Origin of the sequence: Pseudomonas chaetocerotis (assembly GCF_015712105.2) — a bacterium.
Taxonomy (GTDB): domain Bacteria; phylum Pseudomonadota; class Gammaproteobacteria; order Pseudomonadales; family Pseudomonadaceae; genus Aquipseudomonas; species Aquipseudomonas chaetocerotis.
Map to the genome: position 1 here is coordinate 1 of NZ_JACFYX020000018.1, position 19835 is coordinate 19835.

At 64.0% G+C, this 19835-nt stretch carries 27 protein-coding genes; 17 read left to right on the plus strand and 10 right to left on the minus strand.

The annotated features are described in order from the left end of the window. Positions 1-25: 25 nt before the first annotated feature. The gene (locus H3221_RS23950; protein ID WP_196477052.1) at positions 26-247 is read right to left on the minus strand and encodes a carbon storage regulator; all 222 of its coding nucleotides are present in this window, start codon (positions 245-247) and stop codon (positions 26-28) included. 89 nt (positions 248-336) lie between these two features. Between H3221_RS23950 and H3221_RS23955 the strand changes: the two genes are divergently transcribed. The 4 genes from H3221_RS23955 to H3221_RS23970 all read left to right on the plus strand — a co-directional run bounded on the left by H3221_RS23955 (position 337) and on the right by H3221_RS23970 (position 2092). Beyond that, a complete protein-coding gene (locus H3221_RS23955) occupies positions 337-774 on the plus strand; it encodes a cell wall hydrolase (protein ID WP_196477053.1) in 438 nt (145 codons plus the stop codon). Then, on the plus strand, positions 774-1181 hold the full coding sequence (locus H3221_RS23960) for a hypothetical protein (RefSeq protein ID WP_196477054.1): 408 nt from the start codon (positions 774-776) through the stop codon (positions 1179-1181). Before H3221_RS23955 ends, H3221_RS23960 begins: the two co-directional genes overlap by 1 nt. Beyond that, positions 1178-1444 carry a hypothetical protein gene (locus H3221_RS23965; protein WP_196477055.1) on the plus strand — a complete coding sequence of 89 codons (267 nt, stop codon included), beginning with the start codon at positions 1178-1180 and terminating at the stop codon, positions 1442-1444. Before H3221_RS23960 ends, H3221_RS23965 begins: the two co-directional genes overlap by 4 nt. A gap of 321 nt (positions 1445-1765) precedes the next feature. Continuing rightward, positions 1766-2092: a hypothetical protein gene (locus tag H3221_RS23970; RefSeq protein ID WP_196477056.1), complete on the plus strand. Its 327-nt coding sequence runs from the start codon at positions 1766-1768 to the stop codon at positions 2090-2092. Between the two features lie 4 nt (positions 2093-2096). On the opposite strand, the gene H3221_RS23975 is transcribed toward H3221_RS23970, so the two are convergent. Together H3221_RS23975 and H3221_RS23980 are read right to left on the minus strand one after the other, a co-directional pair. Then, positions 2097-3143 carry a GGDEF domain-containing protein gene (locus tag H3221_RS23975; RefSeq protein ID WP_196477057.1) on the minus strand — a complete coding sequence of 349 codons (1047 nt, stop codon included), beginning with the start codon at positions 3141-3143 and terminating at the stop codon, positions 2097-2099. Between the two features lie 108 nt (positions 3144-3251). Further along, complete coding sequence (locus H3221_RS23980) at positions 3252-3662, minus strand: GNAT family N-acetyltransferase (protein WP_196477058.1); 411 nt, start codon at positions 3660-3662, stop codon at positions 3252-3254. A gap of 130 nt (positions 3663-3792) precedes the next feature. Here H3221_RS23980 and H3221_RS23985 point away from each other — a divergent pair, with 130 nt between their 5' ends. The 3 genes from H3221_RS23985 to H3221_RS23995 are packed head-to-tail and all read left to right on the plus strand — an operon-like array spanning position 3793 to position 6997. After that, positions 3793-4581, plus strand: coding sequence for a PP2C family protein-serine/threonine phosphatase (locus H3221_RS23985; RefSeq protein WP_196477059.1), 789 nt, complete (start codon positions 3793-3795; stop codon positions 4579-4581). A gap of 16 nt (positions 4582-4597) precedes the next feature. Then, entirely contained in the window at positions 4598-6076 is a 1479-nt protein-coding gene (locus H3221_RS23990; RefSeq protein ID WP_196477060.1) for a serine/threonine-protein kinase, read from the plus strand. 15 nt (positions 6077-6091) lie between these two features. Further along, positions 6092-6997 carry an FHA domain-containing protein gene (locus tag H3221_RS23995; protein WP_196477061.1) on the plus strand — a complete coding sequence of 302 codons (906 nt, stop codon included), beginning with the start codon at positions 6092-6094 and terminating at the stop codon, positions 6995-6997. Positions 6998-7283: 286 nt separating this feature from the next. Here H3221_RS23995 and H3221_RS24000 read toward each other — a convergent pair whose 3' ends face one another. The 3 genes from H3221_RS24000 to H3221_RS24010 form a co-directional block, all read right to left on the minus strand. Beyond that, positions 7284-7613, minus strand: a complete 330-nt coding sequence (locus H3221_RS24000) for a DUF2025 family protein (RefSeq protein ID WP_196477062.1) — start codon at positions 7611-7613, stop codon at positions 7284-7286. Positions 7614-7756: 143 nt separating this feature from the next. After that, entirely contained in the window at positions 7757-8164 is a 408-nt protein-coding gene (locus H3221_RS24005) for an NUDIX hydrolase (protein ID WP_196477063.1), read from the minus strand. Positions 8165-8300: 136 nt separating this feature from the next. Then, positions 8301-9002, minus strand: a complete 702-nt coding sequence (locus H3221_RS24010) for a YebC/PmpR family DNA-binding transcriptional regulator (RefSeq protein WP_160017393.1) — start codon at positions 9000-9002, stop codon at positions 8301-8303. A 509-nt stretch (positions 9003-9511) separates the two neighbouring features. On the opposite strand from H3221_RS24010, the gene H3221_RS24015 reads away from it, so the two are divergent. Together H3221_RS24015 and H3221_RS24020 are read left to right on the plus strand one after the other, a co-directional pair. Next, complete coding sequence (locus tag H3221_RS24015; protein ID WP_196477064.1) at positions 9512-10219, plus strand: NADPH-dependent F420 reductase; 708 nt, start codon at positions 9512-9514, stop codon at positions 10217-10219. A 69-nt stretch (positions 10220-10288) separates the two neighbouring features. Next, positions 10289-11329 (plus strand): DUF1176 domain-containing protein, encoded by a 1041-nt coding sequence (locus H3221_RS24020; protein ID WP_196477065.1) that lies wholly within the window; start codon positions 10289-10291, stop codon positions 11327-11329. Positions 11330-11423: 94 nt separating this feature from the next. On the opposite strand, the gene H3221_RS24025 is transcribed toward H3221_RS24020, so the two are convergent. Next, positions 11424-12158: a sulfite exporter TauE/SafE family protein gene (locus H3221_RS24025; protein ID WP_196477066.1), complete on the minus strand. Its 735-nt coding sequence runs from the start codon at positions 12156-12158 to the stop codon at positions 11424-11426. Positions 12159-12298: 140 nt separating this feature from the next. Here H3221_RS24025 and H3221_RS24030 point away from each other — a divergent pair, with 140 nt between their 5' ends. Next, positions 12299-13192 (plus strand): EamA family transporter, encoded by an 894-nt coding sequence (locus tag H3221_RS24030; RefSeq protein ID WP_196477067.1) that lies wholly within the window; start codon positions 12299-12301, stop codon positions 13190-13192. Positions 13193-13421: 229 nt separating this feature from the next. Here H3221_RS24030 and H3221_RS24035 read toward each other — a convergent pair whose 3' ends face one another. Continuing rightward, the gene (locus tag H3221_RS24035) at positions 13422-13703 is read right to left on the minus strand and encodes a peptidylprolyl isomerase (RefSeq protein WP_003462270.1); all 282 of its coding nucleotides are present in this window, start codon (positions 13701-13703) and stop codon (positions 13422-13424) included. A 166-nt stretch (positions 13704-13869) separates the two neighbouring features. Between H3221_RS24035 and H3221_RS24040 the strand changes: the two genes are divergently transcribed. After that, positions 13870-14211 (plus strand): hypothetical protein, encoded by a 342-nt coding sequence (locus H3221_RS24040; RefSeq protein ID WP_196477068.1) that lies wholly within the window; start codon positions 13870-13872, stop codon positions 14209-14211. Positions 14212-14346: 135 nt separating this feature from the next. After that, entirely contained in the window at positions 14347-14796 is a 450-nt protein-coding gene (locus H3221_RS24045; RefSeq protein ID WP_196477069.1) for a hypothetical protein, read from the plus strand. Positions 14797-14807: 11 nt separating this feature from the next. On the opposite strand, the gene H3221_RS24050 is transcribed toward H3221_RS24045, so the two are convergent. Continuing rightward, positions 14808-15848, minus strand: coding sequence for a GGDEF domain-containing protein (locus H3221_RS24050; RefSeq protein ID WP_196477070.1), 1041 nt, complete (start codon positions 15846-15848; stop codon positions 14808-14810). Positions 15849-16089: 241 nt separating this feature from the next. Here H3221_RS24050 and H3221_RS24055 point away from each other — a divergent pair, with 241 nt between their 5' ends. From H3221_RS24055 to H3221_RS24070, 4 genes are all read left to right on the plus strand, one after another. Then, complete coding sequence (locus H3221_RS24055; protein WP_397428114.1) at positions 16090-16893, plus strand: CAP domain-containing protein; 804 nt, start codon at positions 16090-16092, stop codon at positions 16891-16893. Positions 16894-17008: 115 nt separating this feature from the next. After that, on the plus strand, positions 17009-17671 hold the full coding sequence (locus H3221_RS24060) for a hypothetical protein (protein ID WP_196477072.1): 663 nt from the start codon (positions 17009-17011) through the stop codon (positions 17669-17671). After that, on the plus strand, positions 17668-18189 hold the full coding sequence (locus H3221_RS24065) for a hypothetical protein (RefSeq protein ID WP_196477073.1): 522 nt from the start codon (positions 17668-17670) through the stop codon (positions 18187-18189). Before H3221_RS24060 ends, H3221_RS24065 begins: the two co-directional genes overlap by 4 nt. 2 nt (positions 18190-18191) lie before the next feature. Further along, positions 18192-18713 carry a hypothetical protein gene (locus H3221_RS24070; RefSeq protein WP_196477074.1) on the plus strand — a complete coding sequence of 174 codons (522 nt, stop codon included), beginning with the start codon at positions 18192-18194 and terminating at the stop codon, positions 18711-18713. A 12-nt stretch (positions 18714-18725) separates the two neighbouring features. Here H3221_RS24070 and H3221_RS24075 read toward each other — a convergent pair whose 3' ends face one another. Continuing rightward, positions 18726-19313, minus strand: coding sequence for an NAD(P)H-dependent oxidoreductase (locus H3221_RS24075; protein WP_196477075.1), 588 nt, complete (start codon positions 19311-19313; stop codon positions 18726-18728). 151 nt (positions 19314-19464) lie between these two features. On the opposite strand from H3221_RS24075, the gene H3221_RS24080 reads away from it, so the two are divergent. Then, complete coding sequence (locus H3221_RS24080) at positions 19465-19761, plus strand: putative quinol monooxygenase (protein WP_196477076.1); 297 nt, start codon at positions 19465-19467, stop codon at positions 19759-19761. Positions 19762-19835: the final 74 nt, after the last annotated feature.

A 19835-nucleotide genomic window follows, 5' to 3' on the forward strand; every position in this document is an offset into this window, starting at 1 on the left:
CTCAGCGCTGAGCAGGGGCAATGCGTCAGGCATCCTCCCGCGCCTTCTCGAGCAGCTCCGAGCGCAGAATGCTGACGGACGCAGGTGCATCGATCCCGATGCGGGCACGGGTGCCGTGCCGGCCGATATCGGTCACGGTGATGGTTATGCCGGAGCGGACCAGATCGAGGATGGCCTCGTCGCTCATGTCCCTTCCGAACGACAGGCGTATCGCCTGGCCCTGCTTGCGCTCAATCACTACGCCCATGTCGCGCTCCTTGCTGATGGTTGAGCCACGAGCGTAGATCATTTCCAACCAGCCCGCCGAGTGCGGGCTTTTTTGTGCCTGGAGAAATCATGACCCAACGTGAACAAGACATCGACGTGCTGGCCCGGACCATTTGGGGCGAGGCGCGCGGCGAAGGGCAGGGCGGCCAGGTCGCCGTGGGCTGGTGCATTCGCAACCGCGTCGAGATGGACCTGCACAACGACGGCAAACCGGACTGGTGGGGCGAAGGCTATGCCGGCGTGTGCAAAGCGCCCTGGCAGTTCAGCTGCTGGAACAAGAGCGACCCGAACAGCCCATACCTGCACGGCGATAAACCGATCCCGGCCGCGCAGTTCATGCAGTGCCGTGAGTCAGCTGTGGCAGTGATTGACGGACATGAACCTGACCCGACTGGCGGTGCCACGCACTACTACTCAACAACTATGAAGAAGCCACCGGCATGGGTGAAGGGCGCCACCCGAACCCGCAAGATCGGCCGGCACATTTTCTTCAAGGACGTGCCGTGATGGCCGCCTGGCTAAAGCTGGTGCCAGCCTGGGGGTGGGCGGTGCTGCTCGGTCTGATTCTGGCTGTGGGTCAGCAGATCCGCGTCAGCCTCCTGCAGGCCGAACTAGAGACAGAGCACACGGCCCGGCTTGATGACGCCGGCAAGCTCGCCGCCTGCCGCACTACGCGCACCACGCTTCTCGGCCAAGTGATTGAGCAGAACGGCGCTCTGGCGGATCTGCGCGCGGCCGAGCTGGAGCGTGCCACTCGTGCGCGCGACGTGCAGCATCATGCCGAGGGCAGGGCACAACAGGCCGACCAGCAGGCGCAGCAGGTGCTACAGGAACGAACTCCGGCCGGCGTCGATGCTTGCACTGCTGCAAGCCGGGCATTCGACGATGAGCTACGGCGGGAGCGTGCGCAATGAAGCGACTGATAGCTGTCCTGTGCCTGGCTCTGGCTGGCTGTGCCGGCCAGGTGGATGGGCCGTCCGAGCCGCAGGTAGTGCGGGTCGAGGTGCCGGTGCAGGTCCCGTGTCGCACCGAGCGCGTACAGCGGCCAGTGTTCGCCGTCGATGTGCTGCCCATCGGCGCCTCGATTGCCGAGCAGATGCGCGCGCTGCGTGCTGATCGCCTGCAGCGGAAGGGGTACGAGCTGAGGCTGGAGGCTGCTGTCGAGGCGTGTCGCTGACCGGCGCTACACCTCAAACTCCGCACTTCTCTGTATGATTCCCTATCTGGGAATCGATGAGCGCCTCAGCAGCGGAGCTCCATAAGTCCATCAATCAGTACATCGTCATAGGTGTGCGACTTCAAAACTGCCAAGATACAAGGCGTCCACGAGGTAAAGTGGGTTCCTATCTCCGGCACCATGTCCAGCAAAGGGTCAGCTTCGGCTGACCCTTTGTCGTATCAGCGCTGCAAATTCCCTGGCGCTGCTGTCAAAGCCGGTGTGATGATGATTTCGGCTCAGGCGCTTGACGTCTGGCCCTGACCCGCAGGGGAGGTGCTCATGTTCATTCGCTCGCTTGTACTGATTCTGGCTGCGTCGTTCGCCGGTGTTGCGTTCGCCGATCAGCCGCAGACCATTCGCGTCATCCCCAAGAGCTACGTCAGCCCCGGCGCCAGTGGCAGCGTCTCGGGTTCGTCGAGTTATCAGCAGCACAACCTCTACGGTGGGCAGCGTCTGCCGCAGGGCAGCGTGCGTCAGGAAAGCAGCTATGGCAGCCATTCCAGCGAAAGCCGTGGTGGCATCCGCCAGAGCATCGAATATCCGGGCGGGCTGATCATCGAGCGCCAGCCGGGCAGTGGCAGTTATCAGCAGCAGCGCAGCCGCTGACGCCTCAGTGGCTGGCGGCAGTCTTGTTTTGGCCGCTAGGGGCATCGGCGATCACCGCGCGATTGCGCCCCTCGCTCTTGGCGCGATACAGGCACTCATCGGCACGCTGCAGCCAGCTTTCCCAATGCTCGCCACTGTGCAGAATGGCGCCGCCGATGGAGACGGTCACCGCGCCGCCAGGGCTTTTCAGCTCCTGTGCGACCCAGCTGAGCAGATTCTGCGCCGCGGCCTGCAGGCCCGCCAGCTCGGTATTGGGCAGCAACAGGAGAAACTCCTCGCCACCAAAGCGGAACAAGCGATCTTCCTTGCGTGAACAGCGCTTGATCAGCTCGACGAAGGCCACCAGCACCTGGTCGCCAACGTGATGACCGAAGCGGTCGTTGATCTGCTTGAAGTGATCCAGATCCATTACCAGCAGGCCGTAGCTGTCGCTGTGGCGGCGATGGCTGGCCATGGCGATCTTCAGTTCTTCGTTCATCGCCCGGCGGTTGCGTGCGCCGGTCAGCGGGTCATGAATGGCCAGTAGTTGCAACTGGTCGCGTTGGTTACGGGTGCGGAAGGCGAAAATGAAGCTGAGCACGCTGGCCATCATGCAGGTGACCAGGAACGACACCATCTGGTAGTGGCTTTCGAACACGCTGCCGGGCACCAGCAGGGCATGGCTGACCAGGCTGACCAGCACCAGTGCAGTGGCCAGCAGGGCCTTGCCAGGCGTGACCATGAAGAAGTTGAAGAGGATCAGCGGGTAGATCCAGAACAGGCCGTTGACCCCCAGGTTGATGGCGATCAGCGTGGCGCCGACAGAGAACACGGCCGCCAGGTAAATACCGGGCTTGACCGTGTCGCGGGTAACCCAGGCATAGAGCACGGCGAACAGCGTGGACAGAACGATGATGGTGTCGGCGATGCCGACCAGATAGTTGCCCTGGAGCAAGCGGTAGATGGCATAGGGCGAGATGCCGATGACACCGAACAGCCCCATCAGGGTGATGATCGACAGCTGGAAATCGTTGCGCAGGCGCTTCAGCAAACGAGCGGTCTGGGTAGCCATAGCGTTTCTTTTCGTTGTTATGGAACAAGCATGCAGAGCTTTGACCGCGAATGGCAAGGGGCATTCCTGAGCAAAGTGCCAGTATTTTTGCCCAGGGCGACAGGCCGCTCAGTGGATGCGCAGCGAGATGAGCGATTTGTTGCGCTGATAGCGGGTCAGTCGTTCGGCCAGCTCGGCCGGCAGGCGTTGACAGTCCTCGAAGCCCAGGCGCTGATAGAAGCTGCGCAGTTCGGGATGGCAGAACAGCCAGACGGGTTCGGGATGCAATGCCAGGCTGTGGCTGAGCAGCGCAGCCGCCACGCCTTGACGTCGCAGCGCAGGGGCGACGAACAGGCCGGTCAGCCACTGCCCGCCCGCCAGTGGACGCAGGCTGAGGGCAGCGACGATCTGGCTGGCGCTTTGCGCCACCCACAGTTCATCTCCCGTCTGGCTGCGCATCGGCGAGCGGTGGTCGCGGTAGAACTTGTCGACCAGAGGTCGTAGCTGCAGGGGCAGATGGCGAAAGTGCGGTGTGATCATGGATTCAGTGGCGGCTTATTTGACCATCGCATTTTGGTTAACGGTTGCGCATTTACGACCTGGCGGGCGGTGACAGCTCGTTCGCGTCGCCGCATCATGGACAATCGCATTTTGCTCAAGGATTCGCCGCGTGTCTCAGCCTTTCCCCGTATCCGTGGTGTTCGCTGCGCAGAGCGTTGCCGGCCAGGTACGCACGCACAACGAGGATGCCCTGGCCTGCCGTCCCGATCTGGGGTTGTGGGCGCTGGCCGATGGCATGGGCGGGCATGAGCGTGGCGAGGTGGCCAGTGCCCTGGCGCTGGAGGAACTGGTGGGCGCCGTGCAGCAGGGCGAGGAGCTGCTTGCAGCGGTGCATGCCGCCCATCTGGCAATCGTAGCGGCGGCGCAGCCCGTTGCGGACGAGGCTGGCATGGGCAGCACCCTGGTTGCCGTGCGCCTGGACGGGGAGGAGTTCGAGCTGGCCTGGGTCGGCGACAGCCGCGCCTATCGCGTCGGCAGCGAACATATCGAGCAACTCAGTCACGACCACAGCTGGGTCCAGGCCATGGTCGATGCTGGCCAGATGAGCGCCGAGGAGGCGCGTGAGCACCCGCGTCGCAACGTGATTCTGCAGTGCCTGGGACAGGTCGGGCAGATGCCTGATGTCGGTCTGCTGCGCGCCCGGCTGGCGCCGGACGAACTGCTGCTGCTGTGCAGCGACGGGCTGACCAACGAGCTGGACGACGCGGCCATCCAGCACTGTTGCGCCGAAGCGGCCACGCTGGAAACGATGGTCGAGCAACTGGTGGGGCTGGCTAATAGCCATGGCGGCAGAGACAATATCAGTTGCATCGTCCTGGGCCTTGGCCCGGCTGCCGAGCCCCACGAAGCGCGGCCCCCCGGTCTGCTGCGCAAGCTGTTCAAGTCCCTCCAACCCTGAGCGCCAGTCGAGCCGCATGAGCCAGCCTTCCATCAGCGTACCCGGTTACAGCATTCATCATCGCCTCGGCAAAGGCGGCATGGCTGAGGTCTATCTGGCGACCGAGCAGGCATTGCAGCGCCAGGTGGCGCTCAAGGTGCTGCTGCATCGTGAAGACGCCGCCTTCACCCAGCGGTTCATCAAGGAAGGCCATACTGTCGCCTCCCTGCAGCATCCCTCGATCATCACCATCTACCGCATCGACCAACTGGACGATGGCCGCCACTTTCTCGCCATGGAATACCTGGCGGGCGGCGATCTGGCCCAGTTCAAGGGGCAGCGCCTGGAGCCGGCGCGTGCGCTGCGCATCGTCCGACAGATCGCCAGCGCCCTGGCGCTGGTACACGACAAGGGCCTGGTGCACCGCGATATCAAGCCCGGCAACATCCTTTTTCGCGACGATGGTACCGCCGTGCTCAGCGATTTTGGCGTGGCCAAGGAGCTGCGGCTCGACAGCGAACTGACCCAGTCCGGCATCGCCGTCGGCAGCCCGGCTTACAGCAGCCCCGAGCAGGCGCAATGTCAGGCGCTGGACGCACGCAGCGACATCTATAGCCTCGGCGTGATCCTGCTGGAGATGCTCAGCGGGCATAACCCCTTCCGCGGCGGCAACTACACCCGGACCCTGATGAACCAGTTGCAGCTGGAGGCGCCGCCGCTGCCGGAGCCTCTGGGCGAGTTGCAGTGGCTACTCGACCGCATGCTGGCCAAGGACCCGGAAGATCGCTTCGCCGACTGCCACGTGCTGCTGGCCAGCCTCGATGAGCTGCAGGATTTCGAGCAGGACCAGACCCGCCTGAGCCCGGCCGTCAGCCTGCCGCCTCGGCCTTCCCGGCGGCGCTGGCTGCCCTGGGCCGTGCTCGGTCTGTTGTTGCTCGGCATGGGCAGCGCGGGCGGCTACTACTGGCAGTTGCAGCAGCGCATCGCCGGGCTGCTCGCGCTGGCTGAAACGCGCTTGAGCGAGGGGCACCTGCTGACCCCGGCGCAAGACAACGCCGACTACTATTTTCGCCAGACGCTGGCCCTGGATGCAGACAACCGGCAGGCCAGCGACGGCCTGCAGCGCGTGCTGCAGGCACGCATCCAGCAGTACCTCGACCTGGCCGAGCAACGCCTGGGCGAGGGCTTGCTGATCCTGCCCGAGGACGACAGTGCAGTGCATTACTTTCGCCAGGTGCTCGGCTGGGAGCCTGACAACCTGCTGGCCCTGGCTGGCATCAATCGCGTGGCGCAGCGTTTCATCGAACAGAGCGAAGCGGCCTATGCGCGGCGTGAATACAACCTGGCGCTGGAACAGATCAAGCAGGGCCTCGAGGCAGAGCCCGACAACGAACGGCTGCTGGCCCTCTATGACAGCCACGAACAGCGCGTGCGCCAGGCGGCGAATCGCCCACGCAGCGCGCAGCCGGCCCAGCAGAACCCGATCAAGCGCTTGCTGAACAACCTATTCGACTGATCCGAGGCGACCACGATGCTCAGACTGCAGTTCCTGGATAACCGCCAAGCGCCGGTCTGGCTGACCGACGAGCGCCTGACCATCGGCCAGGACAGCCGTAACCAACTGGTGCTCGGCGATGCTGGAATCGCCAGCTTCCACGCGGAGATCCGTCAGGATCACGGCTACTACTACCTCAGTGATGCCGGCCAGGGCGCCACCTGGGTCAACGATCAGCGCGTCGGTACCCGTTTTCAGCTGCGCGACGGCGATCGCCTGCGACTGGGCACCGTCGAACTGCAGCTGGTCGACCCGGCGAAAAGCGCGGCCAGGCCCGAGGCCGCGGCGCCGCGCTGGTTTCTGCAGGTGATCCAGGGCGAGCACCAGGGGCGCAAGTTTCATGTGCACGGCTCGATGACCTTCGGCCGTTCGAGCAAGTGCGAGTTGTGCTTCAGCGATCTGGAACTGTCGCGCCGGCATTGCGAGTTCTTTCTCAAGGACGACGTGCTGGAGGTCAAGGACCTTGCCTCGGCCAACGGCGTGTTGGTCAACCAGCAGAAGGTCAGGACCGCCGTGCTGCAACCGGGCGATCAGTTGAAGATGGGCACTGTAACGCTGCTGGTGATCGGGCCGAAGGTGAGCGTGAGCGATGCACCCGACGAGGATGCCACCCAGTTCATGCGCGTGGCGGACCTGCCGCCTGCGCTGGCCGCCAAGGCGGCTGGCGGCGGCGCCACGCAGATCGCCCCTGTGCCGCAGGTGGCGCGCGCCAGTGCCAGGGCTGCGTCGGCGGCGGCCAATCCGCTGCGAGCGGCTCAGGCCAAACCCGCGCCTGTTGTCGTGGCGACTGCGAATAGTGCGGGCAAGCTTTGGCTGGGTGGCATCGTATTGCTGCTGATCGGCGTGGGCCTTGGCGCTGTCGCGGTGCGGCTATTGGGCTGAGCCGGGCGCGTCGCCCACCTTTGATGCGCTGCCCGCGTTGGTGCGCACCAGCCATTTACCGTCCAGATTGAGGCGCGCGTCGCCCGACAGAACCGGCATGGCGGGTTGCCCCCGCCCTGCGGGGTCGCGGTCGTGTCGGAGGGCGGGGGCACCCCGCCGTTGTGATCACGGTGGGGTGGTGCGCACGGCCTGGGTGGCCCCGCGACACCCTAAGGTGCCGCGCATCGCCAGTGCACCACTCGTAGGGTGCGCCGCGCGCACCGAATACACCGAGACACGCCACGTCTCAGGCCGGCGTCAGGCGCCGGCGTTCGGCGTGGATTTCCGGCAGGTCGCTGCGGCGCAGGTAGATGCGCAGCGGTTCGCTGAGGTTGACCCGGTCGTCGATGCGCTGTTCCTGCAGCCAGGCCAGGCGCTGGCGATCCAGACGCATCAGTTCGCCTTCGGCGCTGCTCCATACGTATTCGCAGGTAGGGGTGATGGTTTCGGCTGGCACGTCGAGGCCGAAGCTGTCTTCGGAAAAACGCAGCAGGTACTGGCCGGTCTTGGCATTGAAGCCGACGAAGCCCTGCAACTGGTCGGCGGCCTGGCAGATATGGGCTGAGCTGATACTCATGGCAAACCTCGGAGTCCTGTGGGGTTTGCACGCAAAACGAATGGTTCTGGTTATCGACGCAGCCTAATCGCTGGCGTTGTCACCCGCGTTGTCGTGGATCAAGAAACGGCCGGGAGCGGTTTTTGATATCGCTGGCGACGGCCCTACAGCGATGGCAGGCGCTGCAGAGTCGGCAGCACCTGATCACGCAGCAGCGGTGCCAGGTCATCAGGCAGGGGTAAGGTGGTATCGAGCCAGCGTAGCTCTTCCAACTCGGCGGCCGGCTGCACCGCGTGGGGCAGGACGGCGCGATAGATGTCCGCCTGCACCCAGGTGTCGGCCTCGTTGGCGGCGGGCGCCTGGAACTGGCCGAGCGGTTGCAGGGCGTCTGGGCCCAGTTGTAATTCCAGCTCCTCGAGTAGCTCACGCTCGAGCGCCGACAGCGCGTCTTCGCCCGGTTCACGCTTGCCACCTGGCAGCATGAAGAATCGGGTGTTGCGCTTGCGCACGAGCAACAGACGACCTCGTGCGTCGAACAGGCAGGCGGCGGCGATATGCAGGGTGGTTGTCATGGGGCAAGCAATGAACTGATGGCGTCTCTGGCGAAACCGGACAACGCACGTTGCCAAGCCTCGCCCCGTGGCGGTGCGCCTACGGGGCTGGAAGCCGTGCCTGACAGGGGCGCCGGATCAGGGCGCCCGGCGAACATCAGCCGGCCAGGCCGACGTAAACGTTCTGCACGTCATCGTGGCCGTCGATGGCCTCGAGGAAGGCTTCGACTTCTTCCATCTGCTCCGGCGTCAGGCTGCTTACCGGGTTTTTCGGGCGGTAGCCGAGCTTGGCCGAGTTGACGGTGAAACCCTGCTCCGGCAGCGCCTTGCACACGGCGTCGAGGTCGGTCGGATCGGTGATGAACAGGGTCGAGCCCTCGTCATCGGGCACGAAGTCCTGGGCACCGGCTTCGATGGCGGCCAGTTCCGGGTCGGAACCCTCTTCGCTGCTGGCTTCGATCAGACCAACGTGGTCGAAGTCCCAGCTGACCGAGCCGGATGCACCGAGCTGGCCCTTGCGAAACAGCACACGGATCTCGGCCACGGTGCGGTTGACGTTGTCCGTCAGGCACTCGACGATCACTGGTACCTGATGCGGGGCGAAGCCCTCGTACTGGGTACGCTCGTAGTTGATCACTTCACCGGACAGACCGGCGCCTTTCTTGATGGCGCGCTCGAGGGTGTCCTTGGGCATCGAGGCTTTCTTGGCCTGGTGCACGGCCAGGCGCAGCTTGGGGTTCATGTCCGGGTCGGCGCCGTTACGCGCGGCGAGCATGATTTCCTTCACCAGCTTGCCGAAGATCTTGCCTCGGGCATTGGCGGCGGCTTCTTTGGGTTTGGCTTTCCACTGGGCGCCCATCTGGGGTCTCCTGGCCGATAGGTGAGAGGGTGTCGCGGTGCGCAGAGGCGGCCGGACGATCACTTAGGCTGCGGATTCTAGTGCCTTGCGGCGCCGGCGGCACGCGCAATTTCCTGGAGGGTGTTGGCGGCGGTGGAGGGCCGACGCAGCGAGGCTGCGCCGGCAGGCTGGAACTCAGGCGTCCGGTGAGTGGCTGCCGAGCAGGGTCTGGCCGTGCTTTTTCTCGCGCTTGGCCATGCGTTTCTCATGCGCCGTTTTCAGCGGTTTCTTCTTGCCTTCTTTGTGTGAATCCATGCTTTTGCTCATGGTCGCGCCTCCGGGAAGCAGTTCATTGACTGGGGGGATGCGTTCGGGTCACTGCCACCTCCTCGGCCCCTGTAGCCGACTGCAATGCGATATCGCCTTTCAAGCATAGCTGGCGGGCAACACTCTGTTGCGAATCGTGGGTCGTCACGCTGTTCGGTTTTTCTATGCTTGGTCTTCGTCGTCACTCGCTCGAGGAACTCACCATGCCCCGTTTACTTCAGCGTTTCGCCGCCACGCTCGGCCTGCTGGTATTGCTGGGCGGCGCCCCAGTGCTGGCACACGCGGACGCCTTGCGTATCGGCATCATCGGCACCGGCAATATCGGCGGCGCGCTGGCGCGATTGTGGGTCGAAGCGGGGCATGAGGTGATGATTTCCTCGCGCAATCCCGAACGCCTGCAGCCGCTTGCCAGTGAGCTGGGCGAGCGTGCCCGCGTCGGCACCCCGCGTGAGGCGGCGGCCTTTGGCGAGGTGATTCTGCTGGCCGTACCCTACGGCGCGACGCCGCAGGTCGGGCGCGACTACGCCTCTGAGCTGGCTGGCAAGGTGGTGCTGGACGCCGGTAATCCCCGTCCGGGACGCGACGGGCCGATGGCCGAGGCGGCGGTCGAGATGGGCGCCGGATTGGCCTCGCAGCAGTTTCTGCCAGGCGTGCGCCTGGTACGCGCGTTCAATGCCATTTCTGCGCACAACCTGTGTAGCCAGGCCCATCGCAGCGGCGAGAAGCTGGCCATCCCGCTGGCCGCAGATGACGAGGCGGCGCTGGAGGTGGCGGCGCGTCTGGTGACCGATGCCGGCTTCGATCCGGTGATCGTCGGGCCGCTGGCCAGCGCCAAGGCCTTCGACTTCAACAGCGGTGTGTCGGCGCGCATGCCCACCGCGCGTGAGCTGCGCGAATTGCTGGGGTTGTGATGGCGCTTGCCTGGCTTGCTCGGGCCAGGGAACATGACGGCCCTGCGCAATCATCAAAAGGAGTTGTTCATGTCGCGTCGGATGCTGATCTCGGCTCTGCTGCTGGCGGCGGGAATGGTCCAGGCAGCACCCGAGCAGGTGCCGCTGTACCGGGAAATCAAGGATTGGGTGATCGCCTGCGACAACCTGCGGGCATGCCAGGCGCTGAGTGCCACGCAAGGCTTTGATTACACGCCATTGAGTCTTCATCTGCAGCGTGCTGCGGGTGCGCAGGCGCCGTTGGCGTTGTCGCTGCACTATGCGGGGCGAGGTGGATATGCACCGCTGCAGCTCGATGGTCACGCATTATCCAGTGCCGGGCGCCTGCGCCTGGTGGACAAGGATGGTGAAACACTGCTGGCGGCCGAGGGGGCCGATGCCCAGGTCGTGCTGGCCGAATTGCGTAATGGTGCGCAGTTGCGTATGGCAGGCGATGGCGAGCACCAGGCGGTGGTGTCGCTCAGTGGGCTGTCCGCTGCATTGCTGCTCATGGATGCCGTGCAGGGGCGGAAGGATACCCGCACGGCGTTGTACCGGTCGGGTACGCGCCCTGACAGCGAGGTGCCGGCGCCGCCGCAGGCGCCACGTCTGCGTGCCTATCCTGGCGCTGCGCCACTGAGCGAAGTCGAACAGCGTGACATCGCCCGGCACCTGATGGCCGCGACTCGCAACCAGTGGTTCGAGGAGGGCATGACAGACGAGCCTGAGGCCGAGGCCTTCGCACTCAACGAGCGCGAGGCGTTGGTCATCATTCGTACCTGGTGTGCGGCCTACAACTGCGATTTCGCGGTCTATCGCGTCAGCCGTCAGTCGCCGTATGTAGAGCAGGACATGCAGATCGATCCGCTGCCGTTGGGGCACGATGGGTTATCCGGCTGGGTCAGTTATCAGCCGCAGACAGGCGAGCTGGCATACCTGCACAAGGGACGTGGCATTGCCGATTGCGGCGAGTCGGGTAGTTGGCGCTTCGATGGCGAGCGTTTTCAGCTGGCCTCGTTCAGCTTCCTGAACCGCTGTGCGGGGCGTAACCCCGGCGAGTGGCCGCAGCTGTGGCGGGTGATCGAGCCCTGAACCGGCGTGGGTAGTTGGGCGCACCAGGGCTTCAGGCAGTATCGGGTCACGATCCAGAAAGCGGTGCGCACGGCGCACCCCAGGGGCGGGGGATCTATAGGTAGCGCCAGATCAGTTGCACACCCGCCATGAGAATGCCCAGCCGCGCGATGCGGTAGAACCACAAGTGGTTGACGCGCGATTGCAGCCACAGGCCGCTCCATACACCCAGCGGTACGATGGGCGCGAGCATCAGGCTCAGCAGCAGGTTTTCCTCGGTGAACTGGCCCAGCGCCGCGTAGGGGAACAGCTTGGCGGCGTTGGTCAGCAGGAAGAACAGGTTGATGGTGGCGACGAAGCGCACCTTGTCCAGTTGCTGCGGCAGCAGGTGCATCATCACCGGGGGGCCGCCCGCGTGGGCGACGAAGCTGGTGAAGCCGGCCAGGCTCGACAGCAGTGTGCCGCGCCCTTTGTGCAGCGGCCGTGGCGCCTGGCTGCCAACCACCAGGCCGAGCCCGACGAACGTGATGGCGATGGCGCCGATCAGCAGGCCGATGGCGCGTTCGTCGAACAAGCCGAAGGTCATCGAGCCGATGGCGATGCCGATCACTGCACCCGGCAGCATGACCTTGAGATTGGCCATATCCCATTTGCCCCAGTAGGCCTTCAGGCCCACCACATCGGCCAGGCAGAGAATCGGCAGCATCACCGCCACCGCCTGTTTCGGCGAAGTGGCCAGTGCCAGCAATGGCACGGCGATGCCGCCCAGGGCGCCGCCGAAGCCGCCCTTGGACAGCCCGGTGAGAAACACTGCCGGCAAGGCGAACAGAAGGAAATCGTGCAGAGTCATCGGCTTGGCATAACGCTACAAAAGCGCGCAGGTTAGCAGTCGTCAGTGGCTGTGTGGCTTTTTTCCTCGGCCTCTGTGTCTTTCTGCTGTTGGGGGGAGGCTGCTCTAATGCCGGCTCACTCAACCTGAGGTTTGCACTCATGACACCCAAGGATCTGCTGCTGGCGCTGCTGGTGATCGTCGTCTGGGGGCTGAACTTCGTGGTGATCAAGGTTGGCCTGCATGGCATGCCGCCGATGCTGATGGGCGCCCTGCGCTTCATGCTCGCAGCCTTTCCTGCGATCCTCTTCGTGCGGCGGCCGCAGGTGCCGCTGCGCTGGATGCTGGCCTATGGCATGACCATTTCAGTGGGGCAGTTCGCCTTTCTCTTCTATGCCATGTATGTCGGCATGCCGGCTGGCCTGGCGTCGCTGGTGCTGCAGTCGCAGGCGTTCTTCACCCTGTTCTTCGCCGCGCTGTTTCTCGGCGAGCGGCTGCGTCGCAGCAACCTGTTCGGGTTGCTGGTGGCGGCCAGCGGTCTGGTGTTGATCGGTCTGCAGGGCGGGCAGGCGATGACCCTGGCGGGCTTCGCCCTGACCATTGCGGCGGCCTCGATGTGGGCGCTGGGCAACGTGGTCACGCGCAAGCTGGGCAAGGTCAATCTGGTCGGCCTGGTGGTCTGGGGCAGCCTGATTCCACCGCTGCCATTTCTGGCCCTGTCGCTGTGGCTGGAAGGGCCGGAGCTGATCGGTCAGTCGCTGCGCACGCTCAGTCTGGACTCACTGCTGGTACTGGCTTACCTGGCGTTCGGCGCGACCATCCTCGGTTATGGGCTTTGGAGTCGCTTGCTTTCGCGCTATCCGGCCAGCCAGGTGGCGCCGTTCTCGCTGCTGGTGCCGGTGGTGGGTATCAGCTCCTCGGCACTGTTGCTCGGCGAGCGCCTCGGCAGCCTGCAGATGGTCGGTGCGGCGTTGGTCATGGCCGGGCTGCTGATCAACGTCTGGGGCGGACGTCTGCTCGATAGCTGGCGTCAGCGCGAGCCGACACTGCGGTAGGGGGCGCTGTGCGCACCGCTTTCTGAATCGTGACCCGATACTGCCTGAAGCTCTGGTGCGCACGTCGCACCCTACAACGACAGGCTCAGTCTTGCGGGCGTTTGCTCGATGGCTGGCGTCGACGTGAGTCGACAAGGCGTCACGAGATGCTGAACCGGATGAGCGCTGCGGTCACGAGCGGGGTACTTGAACCGAAGAGCCGCGCAGGCGACTCTTCGGTCTAGTCAGATCAGTCCTGGCGGCTGGTGACTTCCAGCAGGTGGTAGCCGAACTGGGTCTTCACCGGGCCCTGCACCACGCCGACCGGCGCGCTGAAGACGACGGTGTCGAATTCCTTCACCATCTGGCCGGGGCCGAACGAGCCCAGGTCGCCGCCGCTGCGGCCGGACGGGCAGGAAGAATTGTCTTTGGCCAGTTGGGCGAAGTCGGCACCGCCTTCGATGGCGGCTTTCAGTTCGTTGCACTTGTCTTCGCTGGCAACCAGGATGTGGCGGGCAGTGGCGCGGGCCATGGGAGTACCTCCTATCAATGAAGGTGCAGAGCCTAGCGCAATCGCTTCCACAAGCAAACGGTAGTCCGTTCGTCCATTTGCCTGGAGTTCTTAGGTGTCTGGCTTGTCCCATTTTCTATAAGTGGGCATGTGCCCTGAACTCGGGTTTCACTGAGGAGGCGTGCGGATGAACACCCTGAGCATCGACGGTTGGCGCAAGGCCGACAACGACAGCAAATCTATCCCCATCGGTACCCTGCAGTTCTATGTCAGCGAGGCGGAGCACCTGCGCCTGGAACGGGCCGAGGAAGAGCTGCAACGCAGCGGGCTCAGAGACACGATGATTGACGCCGACATGCAGACGCTGGAGTTGACCATGCCCAATGGCTTCGGCCCGCTGAGCGAATGCAAATGGCGCGTATACATCGGCGGCGAAGAGAGGCGGGGCCAGTTTCATCTGGTCGGCTACAGTGCCGAAGATGGCTGCCTGATCTACAGCAATGCGGTGATGGTCGACCTGTTGGGTTGACCGGCACAGGCAAAACCTTGCCCCGCGGTGGCAAGCCGCTGCCGCGAAAGGATGCGCAACCCGCGTAATCACGGGCCTGCAGTGGCTGGCCCGGAATCTGCTTTGCATGAGGCGAACGGATTTCGCGGAGGCCTCATGACCAGTATCAACAACAGCATGCCTGCCATGCTCAGCTACTACGGCAGTCAGCTCAACAATCGCTCGAGCGCAGGCAGTGGCGACACCGGCGACCAGGCCAGTCAGGACCCGCTGGCCGACCTGCGGCGTTTCGCCCAGCAGGTGGTGGCGCGCAGTGATGGCGGACTGCTGCGGGCGATGAATGGCGGCGCGGCGCAACCCCGCAACGCCGTGCAGCCCACTGGCGACAGCCAGCCGGCGACCCCTTCGGTGATTCGATTGCCGGACGTGATGCAACTCGATCGCGACGATGCAGCCACGCTGCTGGCGCAGGTACAGAAGATGGTGGATGCCGGCATGGAGGGCAGCGTGCGCATCTCCGGCTACAACGGCGACCAGCAGACCGACTCGCTGGAGACCTATCGTCAGTGGCTGCAGGAGAAGGGTGGGGTCAGCATCTACGTCTGATCCGCACCCGTTCAGTCCAGAACGGGCTCTACGTCCTCTCGGGTGATCACCCGGTTACGCCCGGCGCGTTTGGCCGCATAGGTGCGCCTGTCCGCCGCCAGCATCAGCTCGTCCAGTGATTGCCCGTCCCCCCCTAAGCAGGCCACGCCGGCGCTGAGGGTCATGCGCAGCGTGGTCTCATTCACCGCCAGCGGCTGTGCCGCCAGGCGTTCGCGCAGGCTTTCGGCGATTTCTCGAGCTTGCGTCGCCGTGCTGCCTGGCAGCAGTACGGCAAACTCCTCGCCACCCAGGCGGCAGAACAGATCGTTGACCCGCAAACGCTGCGCCAGCACCGCGGCGAAGTGAACCAGAGCGCGGTCGCCGACCTCGTGGCCGAAGCGGTCGTTGATCTGCTTGAAGTGGTCGATATCGACGAATACCAGTGAGAGCGGCGTGCCATTGCGCAGCGCATGGGCACGCTCGCGCTCGAATACCTCGGCCAGCTTCAGCCGGTTTGGCAGACCGGTGAGGGAATCGGTAGTCGCCTGATCGGTCAGACGCTGCTCGTTTAGAAGGCGGCTGCGCTCGTAGATGTGCGCAAAAATCATCACTGCCAGGCTGGCCAGGCCAAGATTGGCAATGATCTCGATGTTTTGCAGCAATTGATCAGAGGCAAACCGCCGGCTGAAGACGAACAGGCCGATGCCGACGAACAGCACCGAGCCGTACATGCCCAGACGCAGCCCCAGCAGCAGATAGCAGATGATCGGAATCGACTGTATCCAGGCGAACACCGCGAAGGTGGTGTGGGTCTGAGCCAGCGCCAAAATCATGATGCTGAAGAACGGCAGCAGGTAAACCGCGGTCAATAGCTGCAAGTTGTGCGTTCGGTCGACGATGGTCAGCAGATACAGCGACACAGCGGCGTAGCCGATCTCCAGACCGGCCAGCAGCCAGTTGTCGTGCAGCAGATTGACCACGGAGAAGAACAAACCACCGCCCAAGGTGATCCATAGCAAGGCCTTGAGCACCAGGCGACGATGTTGTTCGTTCTTGGCGAAGTAACCGGGCATCAGTGTTCTCAGCGGGAGAGGCAAGTGCGCAAATTGTTCGATGACGGCAGATGGCGTCATGCAGGAACCCTGCCGTTCGGCCGCGATGCCAGTGCATGCGGGCGTTCGATGGGACCAGGAAACCGGCCATGATCCTGCGCCGGAAATTGCGTCAGAATCACGACGTTAGTTGGGAGAGGACGGTATGACAACAATAAAGGACATATGCGGATGGCAACGCTGCCTGTTGGCGCTGCTGCTGATGGGCTTTTGGGGCGCGGCTCAGGCCGCTGAGGACCTTGCGCTGATCGAGACGATCAACAGCTATCGCAGCGAGGTGCAACGCTGCGGCGTGCAGGCCTCCGAGCCACTGCCGCCGTTGACCAACGACCCACGCCTGATCCTGCCTGCCAATGGCACTGGGGATCTGCAGGATTCGCTGAGCGCGGCCGGTTATCCGTTGGTCAACGTACAAGCCATCACGCTCTCCGGCCCGCGCAATGCGCAGGCGGCCATGCAGGCCTTGAGCGAGAGTTTCTGTCGTGTGTTGCTCGATCCGCAATTCATCGACATCGGTGTCAGCCAGCAGGATCGTGACTGGCGCATCGTGCTGGCAAGGCCGCTGCTCAGTGCGCGTCTGCAAACCTGGCAGACCGAGGGGGAAAGTCTGCTGCTGCTGATCAACTCGGCCAGCGCCGAGGCGCGCCAATGCGGTGACCAGCGCTTTGCCGCTGCCGCGCCGCTGGTGTGGAATGCCGAGCTGGGTAGCGCCGCCGAGAGCCACAGCCGGGCCATGGCCAACGGCAACTTCTTCGCCCACCAGGGGCGCGACGGCCTGACGCCGGGTGACCGCGCGGAGCTGGCGGGTTACGGCGGTAGCAAGGTCGGCGAGAACATCGCGGCGGCGCTGGATAGCACCGCCAGGGTGGTCGAGGGCTGGCTGGCCAGCTCCGGGCACTGCGCCAACATCATGAACCCGGCGTTCAGCGAACTAGGCGCTGCCTACGCCAACGATCCGCAGAGCGATGCCGGTATCTACTGGACGGCGCTGTTCGGCGGCGAGTGAATCCGTTTCGCACTTTGGCCATTTGCCACTGCAGCATCCACGGAGGCTACGTATAATCCGCGCCCTTCGATTGGCGCCTCGTGCCGAGGTGATCCATGTGGTTTGAGGGTGTTGCATGGTGCGTATGTTTTTCCAGGCCCAGCTGGTTGGCCTGTTGTTGTTCATGGGCGGTTGCAGCATTACCGAGCGCTCCGCGCTGGTCAGCGACCGTCTGAGTCCTGCGCCTGGGGAGCCGGCGGCCTATCTGGTTGGCGCCGTTGGCCCTGATGGGGTGATGGCCGCCACGGCGCAGAACCAGCGCCTGCTGTTTCGTCTGCGCGGCTCGGAAGAGGGCGCCGCTGCAGTCTGGATCGACAATGGCATACGCCAGACGCCGAAGGACATCCAGGACGGTTCGGCCAGCGCCAGCGTATTCGTGATGCCACTGAAACCCGGCGATTACGAGCTGTACGACTTCCAGTTCTTCTCCTCCACGAGTACCGGTTACGGCACCTACTACTCCTCGATGCAGGCGCGGGAGAAGTTCGTCGTGCCCATGCGCCTGGAGGCCGGCAAGGCCTATTACATCGGCGAGTACCGCTCGCGTTGCATCAGCGGCAGCCTGTGCCTGTTCGTGCAGCGCGAGCGTCTTGCGCGTGACGAAGCCATCGCGCGCCAGCAGTTCCCCGCATTGCCCGAGCTGCAGCTGCTGCCTTTGCAGCTGGAGCGGGCGAAACCGTTCATCCTGCCCGAAGCAGCCAATTCTTCATCCCGGACGAAGGACCGCCCCACACCATGAAACCGTCTCGTTACCTGCTGCTCGCCAGCGTACTGCTGTCGGGTTGCGCCGCGACTCATACCTTGCCGTCTACCGAATTGCGTTACGGCGAGTCCTACCTGCCGCCCATTCATGTGATGAGCAACGACCCTCTCAAGGGCGGGGAAATCCGCAACAGCCTGCGCGCCACGGGGATGTTCGAGGACGTGCTCGCCGGCCAGGCGCCGGGCGATGCCTACGCGGTGCGCGTCCAGGTCGCGCAGGAGCGTGACCATGCCGCTTTCCCGCTGGTACTGCTCAGTGCTGCGACCCTGTTCCTGCTGCCGCTGCCCAGCGACGCGGATACGCGCATGGACTTCACCCTGCTCAAGGGTGAACGCACGCTCAAACGCTACAGCTACGAGAATCGCACGCGCGCCTATTTCTGGCTGCTCGACCGAGGCGACGAGGCGAACGCGGAGCACCTGCGCCGCATCACCCGCTCCTTTGCCCGCGACGTCCAGCAGGACGATCTGATGCAGGCTGGGGTGGCGCAATGAGAATGTCCGACAAGGTTGTTTTACCGCTGCTGGTAGTGTTGTCGCTGCTGAGCGGCTGCTCCACCACGCTACCGCCGCTTGAGCATCGGCAGGTCGAACCGTTCGTGCCGGTCGGGCTGCGAGTGTCCATGCTCACCACGGGGCGCAAGGGCGACACCAGCAACCGCCAGGTGGTGCAGCGTCTGCAGCAGTCCGGCAGTTTTTCCTGGCTCGATGAAGGCATCAGCCGTAACGGCTACAGCCTGCTGATCGTCGAGCCGGCAGGCAAACGTGCCAACACGGGTGTCGTCCTGTTGGGGGCGCTGACCTTGCTCACGCTGCCGTTGCCGGTCAGCTACGAACAGCACCTGCGCGGTACCGTGTTCAAGGATGGCGTGCCGATCAAGTCCTACGACTATCGCCGCGATGGTTGGGGGGTATTGGCCTGGTACGTGCCCATGCCCTTTGACCGCAACAAGCGCGACATGCTCGACGAACTGCTTGGTGACATCGAGCGCGAGCAGACGATTCCCAAGCAGCGCTGATAGCACGGCGTATCAGTTGACGCCGAATACCTGGGCCAGGTGCTGCTCGTAGCGCACCACGTCGCGCTCGATGTTCGGCACCTTCATCACGTCGTTGCAGATGAAGGTGGGCAGGCCGCTCATGCCGAGGAATTCGTTGGCCTTGTGGAAGGGGAAGTACACCGCGTCCACGCCTTTGCCTTCGAAGAAATCGGTCGGGTCTTCGAAGGCCTGTACCGGGGCGTTCCAGGTCAGCGACAGCATGTACTGCTTGCCCTGGATCAGGCCGCCGCTGCCGTACTTCTGCGAGGCGTCGGAACGGGTACGGCCGTCGTTGGCATAGAGGCTGCCGTGACCGGCGGTGAACACCTCGTCGAGATACTTCTTCACCGTCCAGGGCGCGCCCATCCACCAGCCAGGCATCTGGTAAATCACCACGTCGGCCCAGAGGAATTTCTGCACTTCTTCCTCAGCGTCGTAGCCGCCGTCGATGAAGGTGGTCCTGACGTCGAAGCCGGCGCGGTCGAGGAAGGCCAGCGCCGCATCATGCAGGGTGTTGTTGTACTGGCCCTGGGAGTGGGCAAAGGCTTTGCCGCCGTTGAGCAGGAGGATCTTTTTCATGGGGGTCTCCAAAAATGTGGCGGCAGGTTATCCGGCCTCGCGCAGGCGAAACACCCCGGAACGGTCAAATGATTGTTGACTGAAAGTCATGAAAGGCTTGTCGAATACCGCGTTATGGTGGGGCATCTTCCCACATCGAGGAACCTGCTCCATGTACGGCTTCATCCTTCACGCCCACACCAGACCCGAACAGGCCGAGGCCTTCGAGCAACTGTTCCGTGCTTACGTCGAACCCAGTCGCGCCGAGCCCGGCTGCATCGAATATCACATGCTGCGCGACGCGCAGGACCCGACGCTGTTCATCTTCTTTGAAGTGTGGGCGTCACGGGAGGCGCTGGCCGAGCACACAGCCCTGCCGCACATGCGCGAGTTCCATGATCAGCGTATGGACTACCTGCGTCGTGATTTCGAGATTCGTGAAATCGAGATGCTCAGCCCGGCCCGTTGAGTGAGTCGCTTAGAACCCGCTGCGCACGACCTGGGCGGCCCCGCGACACGCTACGGTGTGCGTCGCCGTTGTAG

Excerpts from the sequence above, each read along its gene's own strand:
- H3221_RS23950 (WP_196477052.1), bottom strand. The coding sequence starts at position 247 with ATGGGCGTAGTGATTGAGCGCAAGCAGGGCCAGGCGATACGCCTGTCG.
- H3221_RS23955 (WP_196477053.1), top strand. The coding sequence starts at position 337 with ATGACCCAACGTGAACAAGACATCGACGTGCTGGCCCGGACCATTTGG.
- H3221_RS23960 (WP_196477054.1), top strand. The coding sequence starts at position 774 with ATGGCCGCCTGGCTAAAGCTGGTGCCAGCCTGGGGGTGGGCGGTGCTG.
- H3221_RS23965 (WP_196477055.1), top strand. The coding sequence starts at position 1,178 with ATGAAGCGACTGATAGCTGTCCTGTGCCTGGCTCTGGCTGGCTGTGCC.
- H3221_RS23970 (WP_196477056.1), top strand. The coding sequence starts at position 1,766 with ATGTTCATTCGCTCGCTTGTACTGATTCTGGCTGCGTCGTTCGCCGGT.
- H3221_RS23975 (WP_196477057.1), bottom strand. The coding sequence starts at position 3,143 with ATGGCTACCCAGACCGCTCGTTTGCTGAAGCGCCTGCGCAACGATTTC.
- H3221_RS23980 (WP_196477058.1), bottom strand. The coding sequence starts at position 3,662 with ATGATCACACCGCACTTTCGCCATCTGCCCCTGCAGCTACGACCTCTG.
- H3221_RS23990 (WP_196477060.1), top strand. The coding sequence starts at position 4,598 with ATGAGCCAGCCTTCCATCAGCGTACCCGGTTACAGCATTCATCATCGC.
- H3221_RS23995 (WP_196477061.1), top strand. The coding sequence starts at position 6,092 with ATGCTCAGACTGCAGTTCCTGGATAACCGCCAAGCGCCGGTCTGGCTG.
- H3221_RS24000 (WP_196477062.1), bottom strand. The coding sequence starts at position 7,613 with ATGAGTATCAGCTCAGCCCATATCTGCCAGGCCGCCGACCAGTTGCAG.
- H3221_RS24005 (WP_196477063.1), bottom strand. The coding sequence starts at position 8,164 with ATGACAACCACCCTGCATATCGCCGCCGCCTGCCTGTTCGACGCACGA.
- H3221_RS24010 (WP_160017393.1), bottom strand. The coding sequence starts at position 9,002 with ATGGGCGCCCAGTGGAAAGCCAAACCCAAAGAAGCCGCCGCCAATGCC.
- H3221_RS24015 (WP_196477064.1), top strand. The coding sequence starts at position 9,512 with ATGCCCCGTTTACTTCAGCGTTTCGCCGCCACGCTCGGCCTGCTGGTA.
- H3221_RS24020 (WP_196477065.1), top strand. The coding sequence starts at position 10,289 with ATGTCGCGTCGGATGCTGATCTCGGCTCTGCTGCTGGCGGCGGGAATG.
- H3221_RS24025 (WP_196477066.1), bottom strand. The coding sequence starts at position 12,158 with ATGACTCTGCACGATTTCCTTCTGTTCGCCTTGCCGGCAGTGTTTCTC.
- H3221_RS24030 (WP_196477067.1), top strand. The coding sequence starts at position 12,299 with ATGACACCCAAGGATCTGCTGCTGGCGCTGCTGGTGATCGTCGTCTGG.
- H3221_RS24035 (WP_003462270.1), bottom strand. The coding sequence starts at position 13,703 with ATGGCCCGCGCCACTGCCCGCCACATCCTGGTTGCCAGCGAAGACAAG.
- H3221_RS24040 (WP_196477068.1), top strand. The coding sequence starts at position 13,870 with ATGAACACCCTGAGCATCGACGGTTGGCGCAAGGCCGACAACGACAGC.
- H3221_RS24045 (WP_196477069.1), top strand. The coding sequence starts at position 14,347 with ATGACCAGTATCAACAACAGCATGCCTGCCATGCTCAGCTACTACGGC.
- H3221_RS24050 (WP_196477070.1), bottom strand. The coding sequence starts at position 15,848 with ATGCCCGGTTACTTCGCCAAGAACGAACAACATCGTCGCCTGGTGCTC.
- H3221_RS24055 (WP_397428114.1), top strand. The coding sequence starts at position 16,090 with ATGGGCTTTTGGGGCGCGGCTCAGGCCGCTGAGGACCTTGCGCTGATC.
- H3221_RS24060 (WP_196477072.1), top strand. The coding sequence starts at position 17,009 with ATGGTGCGTATGTTTTTCCAGGCCCAGCTGGTTGGCCTGTTGTTGTTC.
- H3221_RS24065 (WP_196477073.1), top strand. The coding sequence starts at position 17,668 with ATGAAACCGTCTCGTTACCTGCTGCTCGCCAGCGTACTGCTGTCGGGT.
- H3221_RS24070 (WP_196477074.1), top strand. The coding sequence starts at position 18,192 with ATGTCCGACAAGGTTGTTTTACCGCTGCTGGTAGTGTTGTCGCTGCTG.
- H3221_RS24075 (WP_196477075.1), bottom strand. The coding sequence starts at position 19,313 with ATGAAAAAGATCCTCCTGCTCAACGGCGGCAAAGCCTTTGCCCACTCC.
- H3221_RS24080 (WP_196477076.1), top strand. The coding sequence starts at position 19,465 with ATGTACGGCTTCATCCTTCACGCCCACACCAGACCCGAACAGGCCGAG.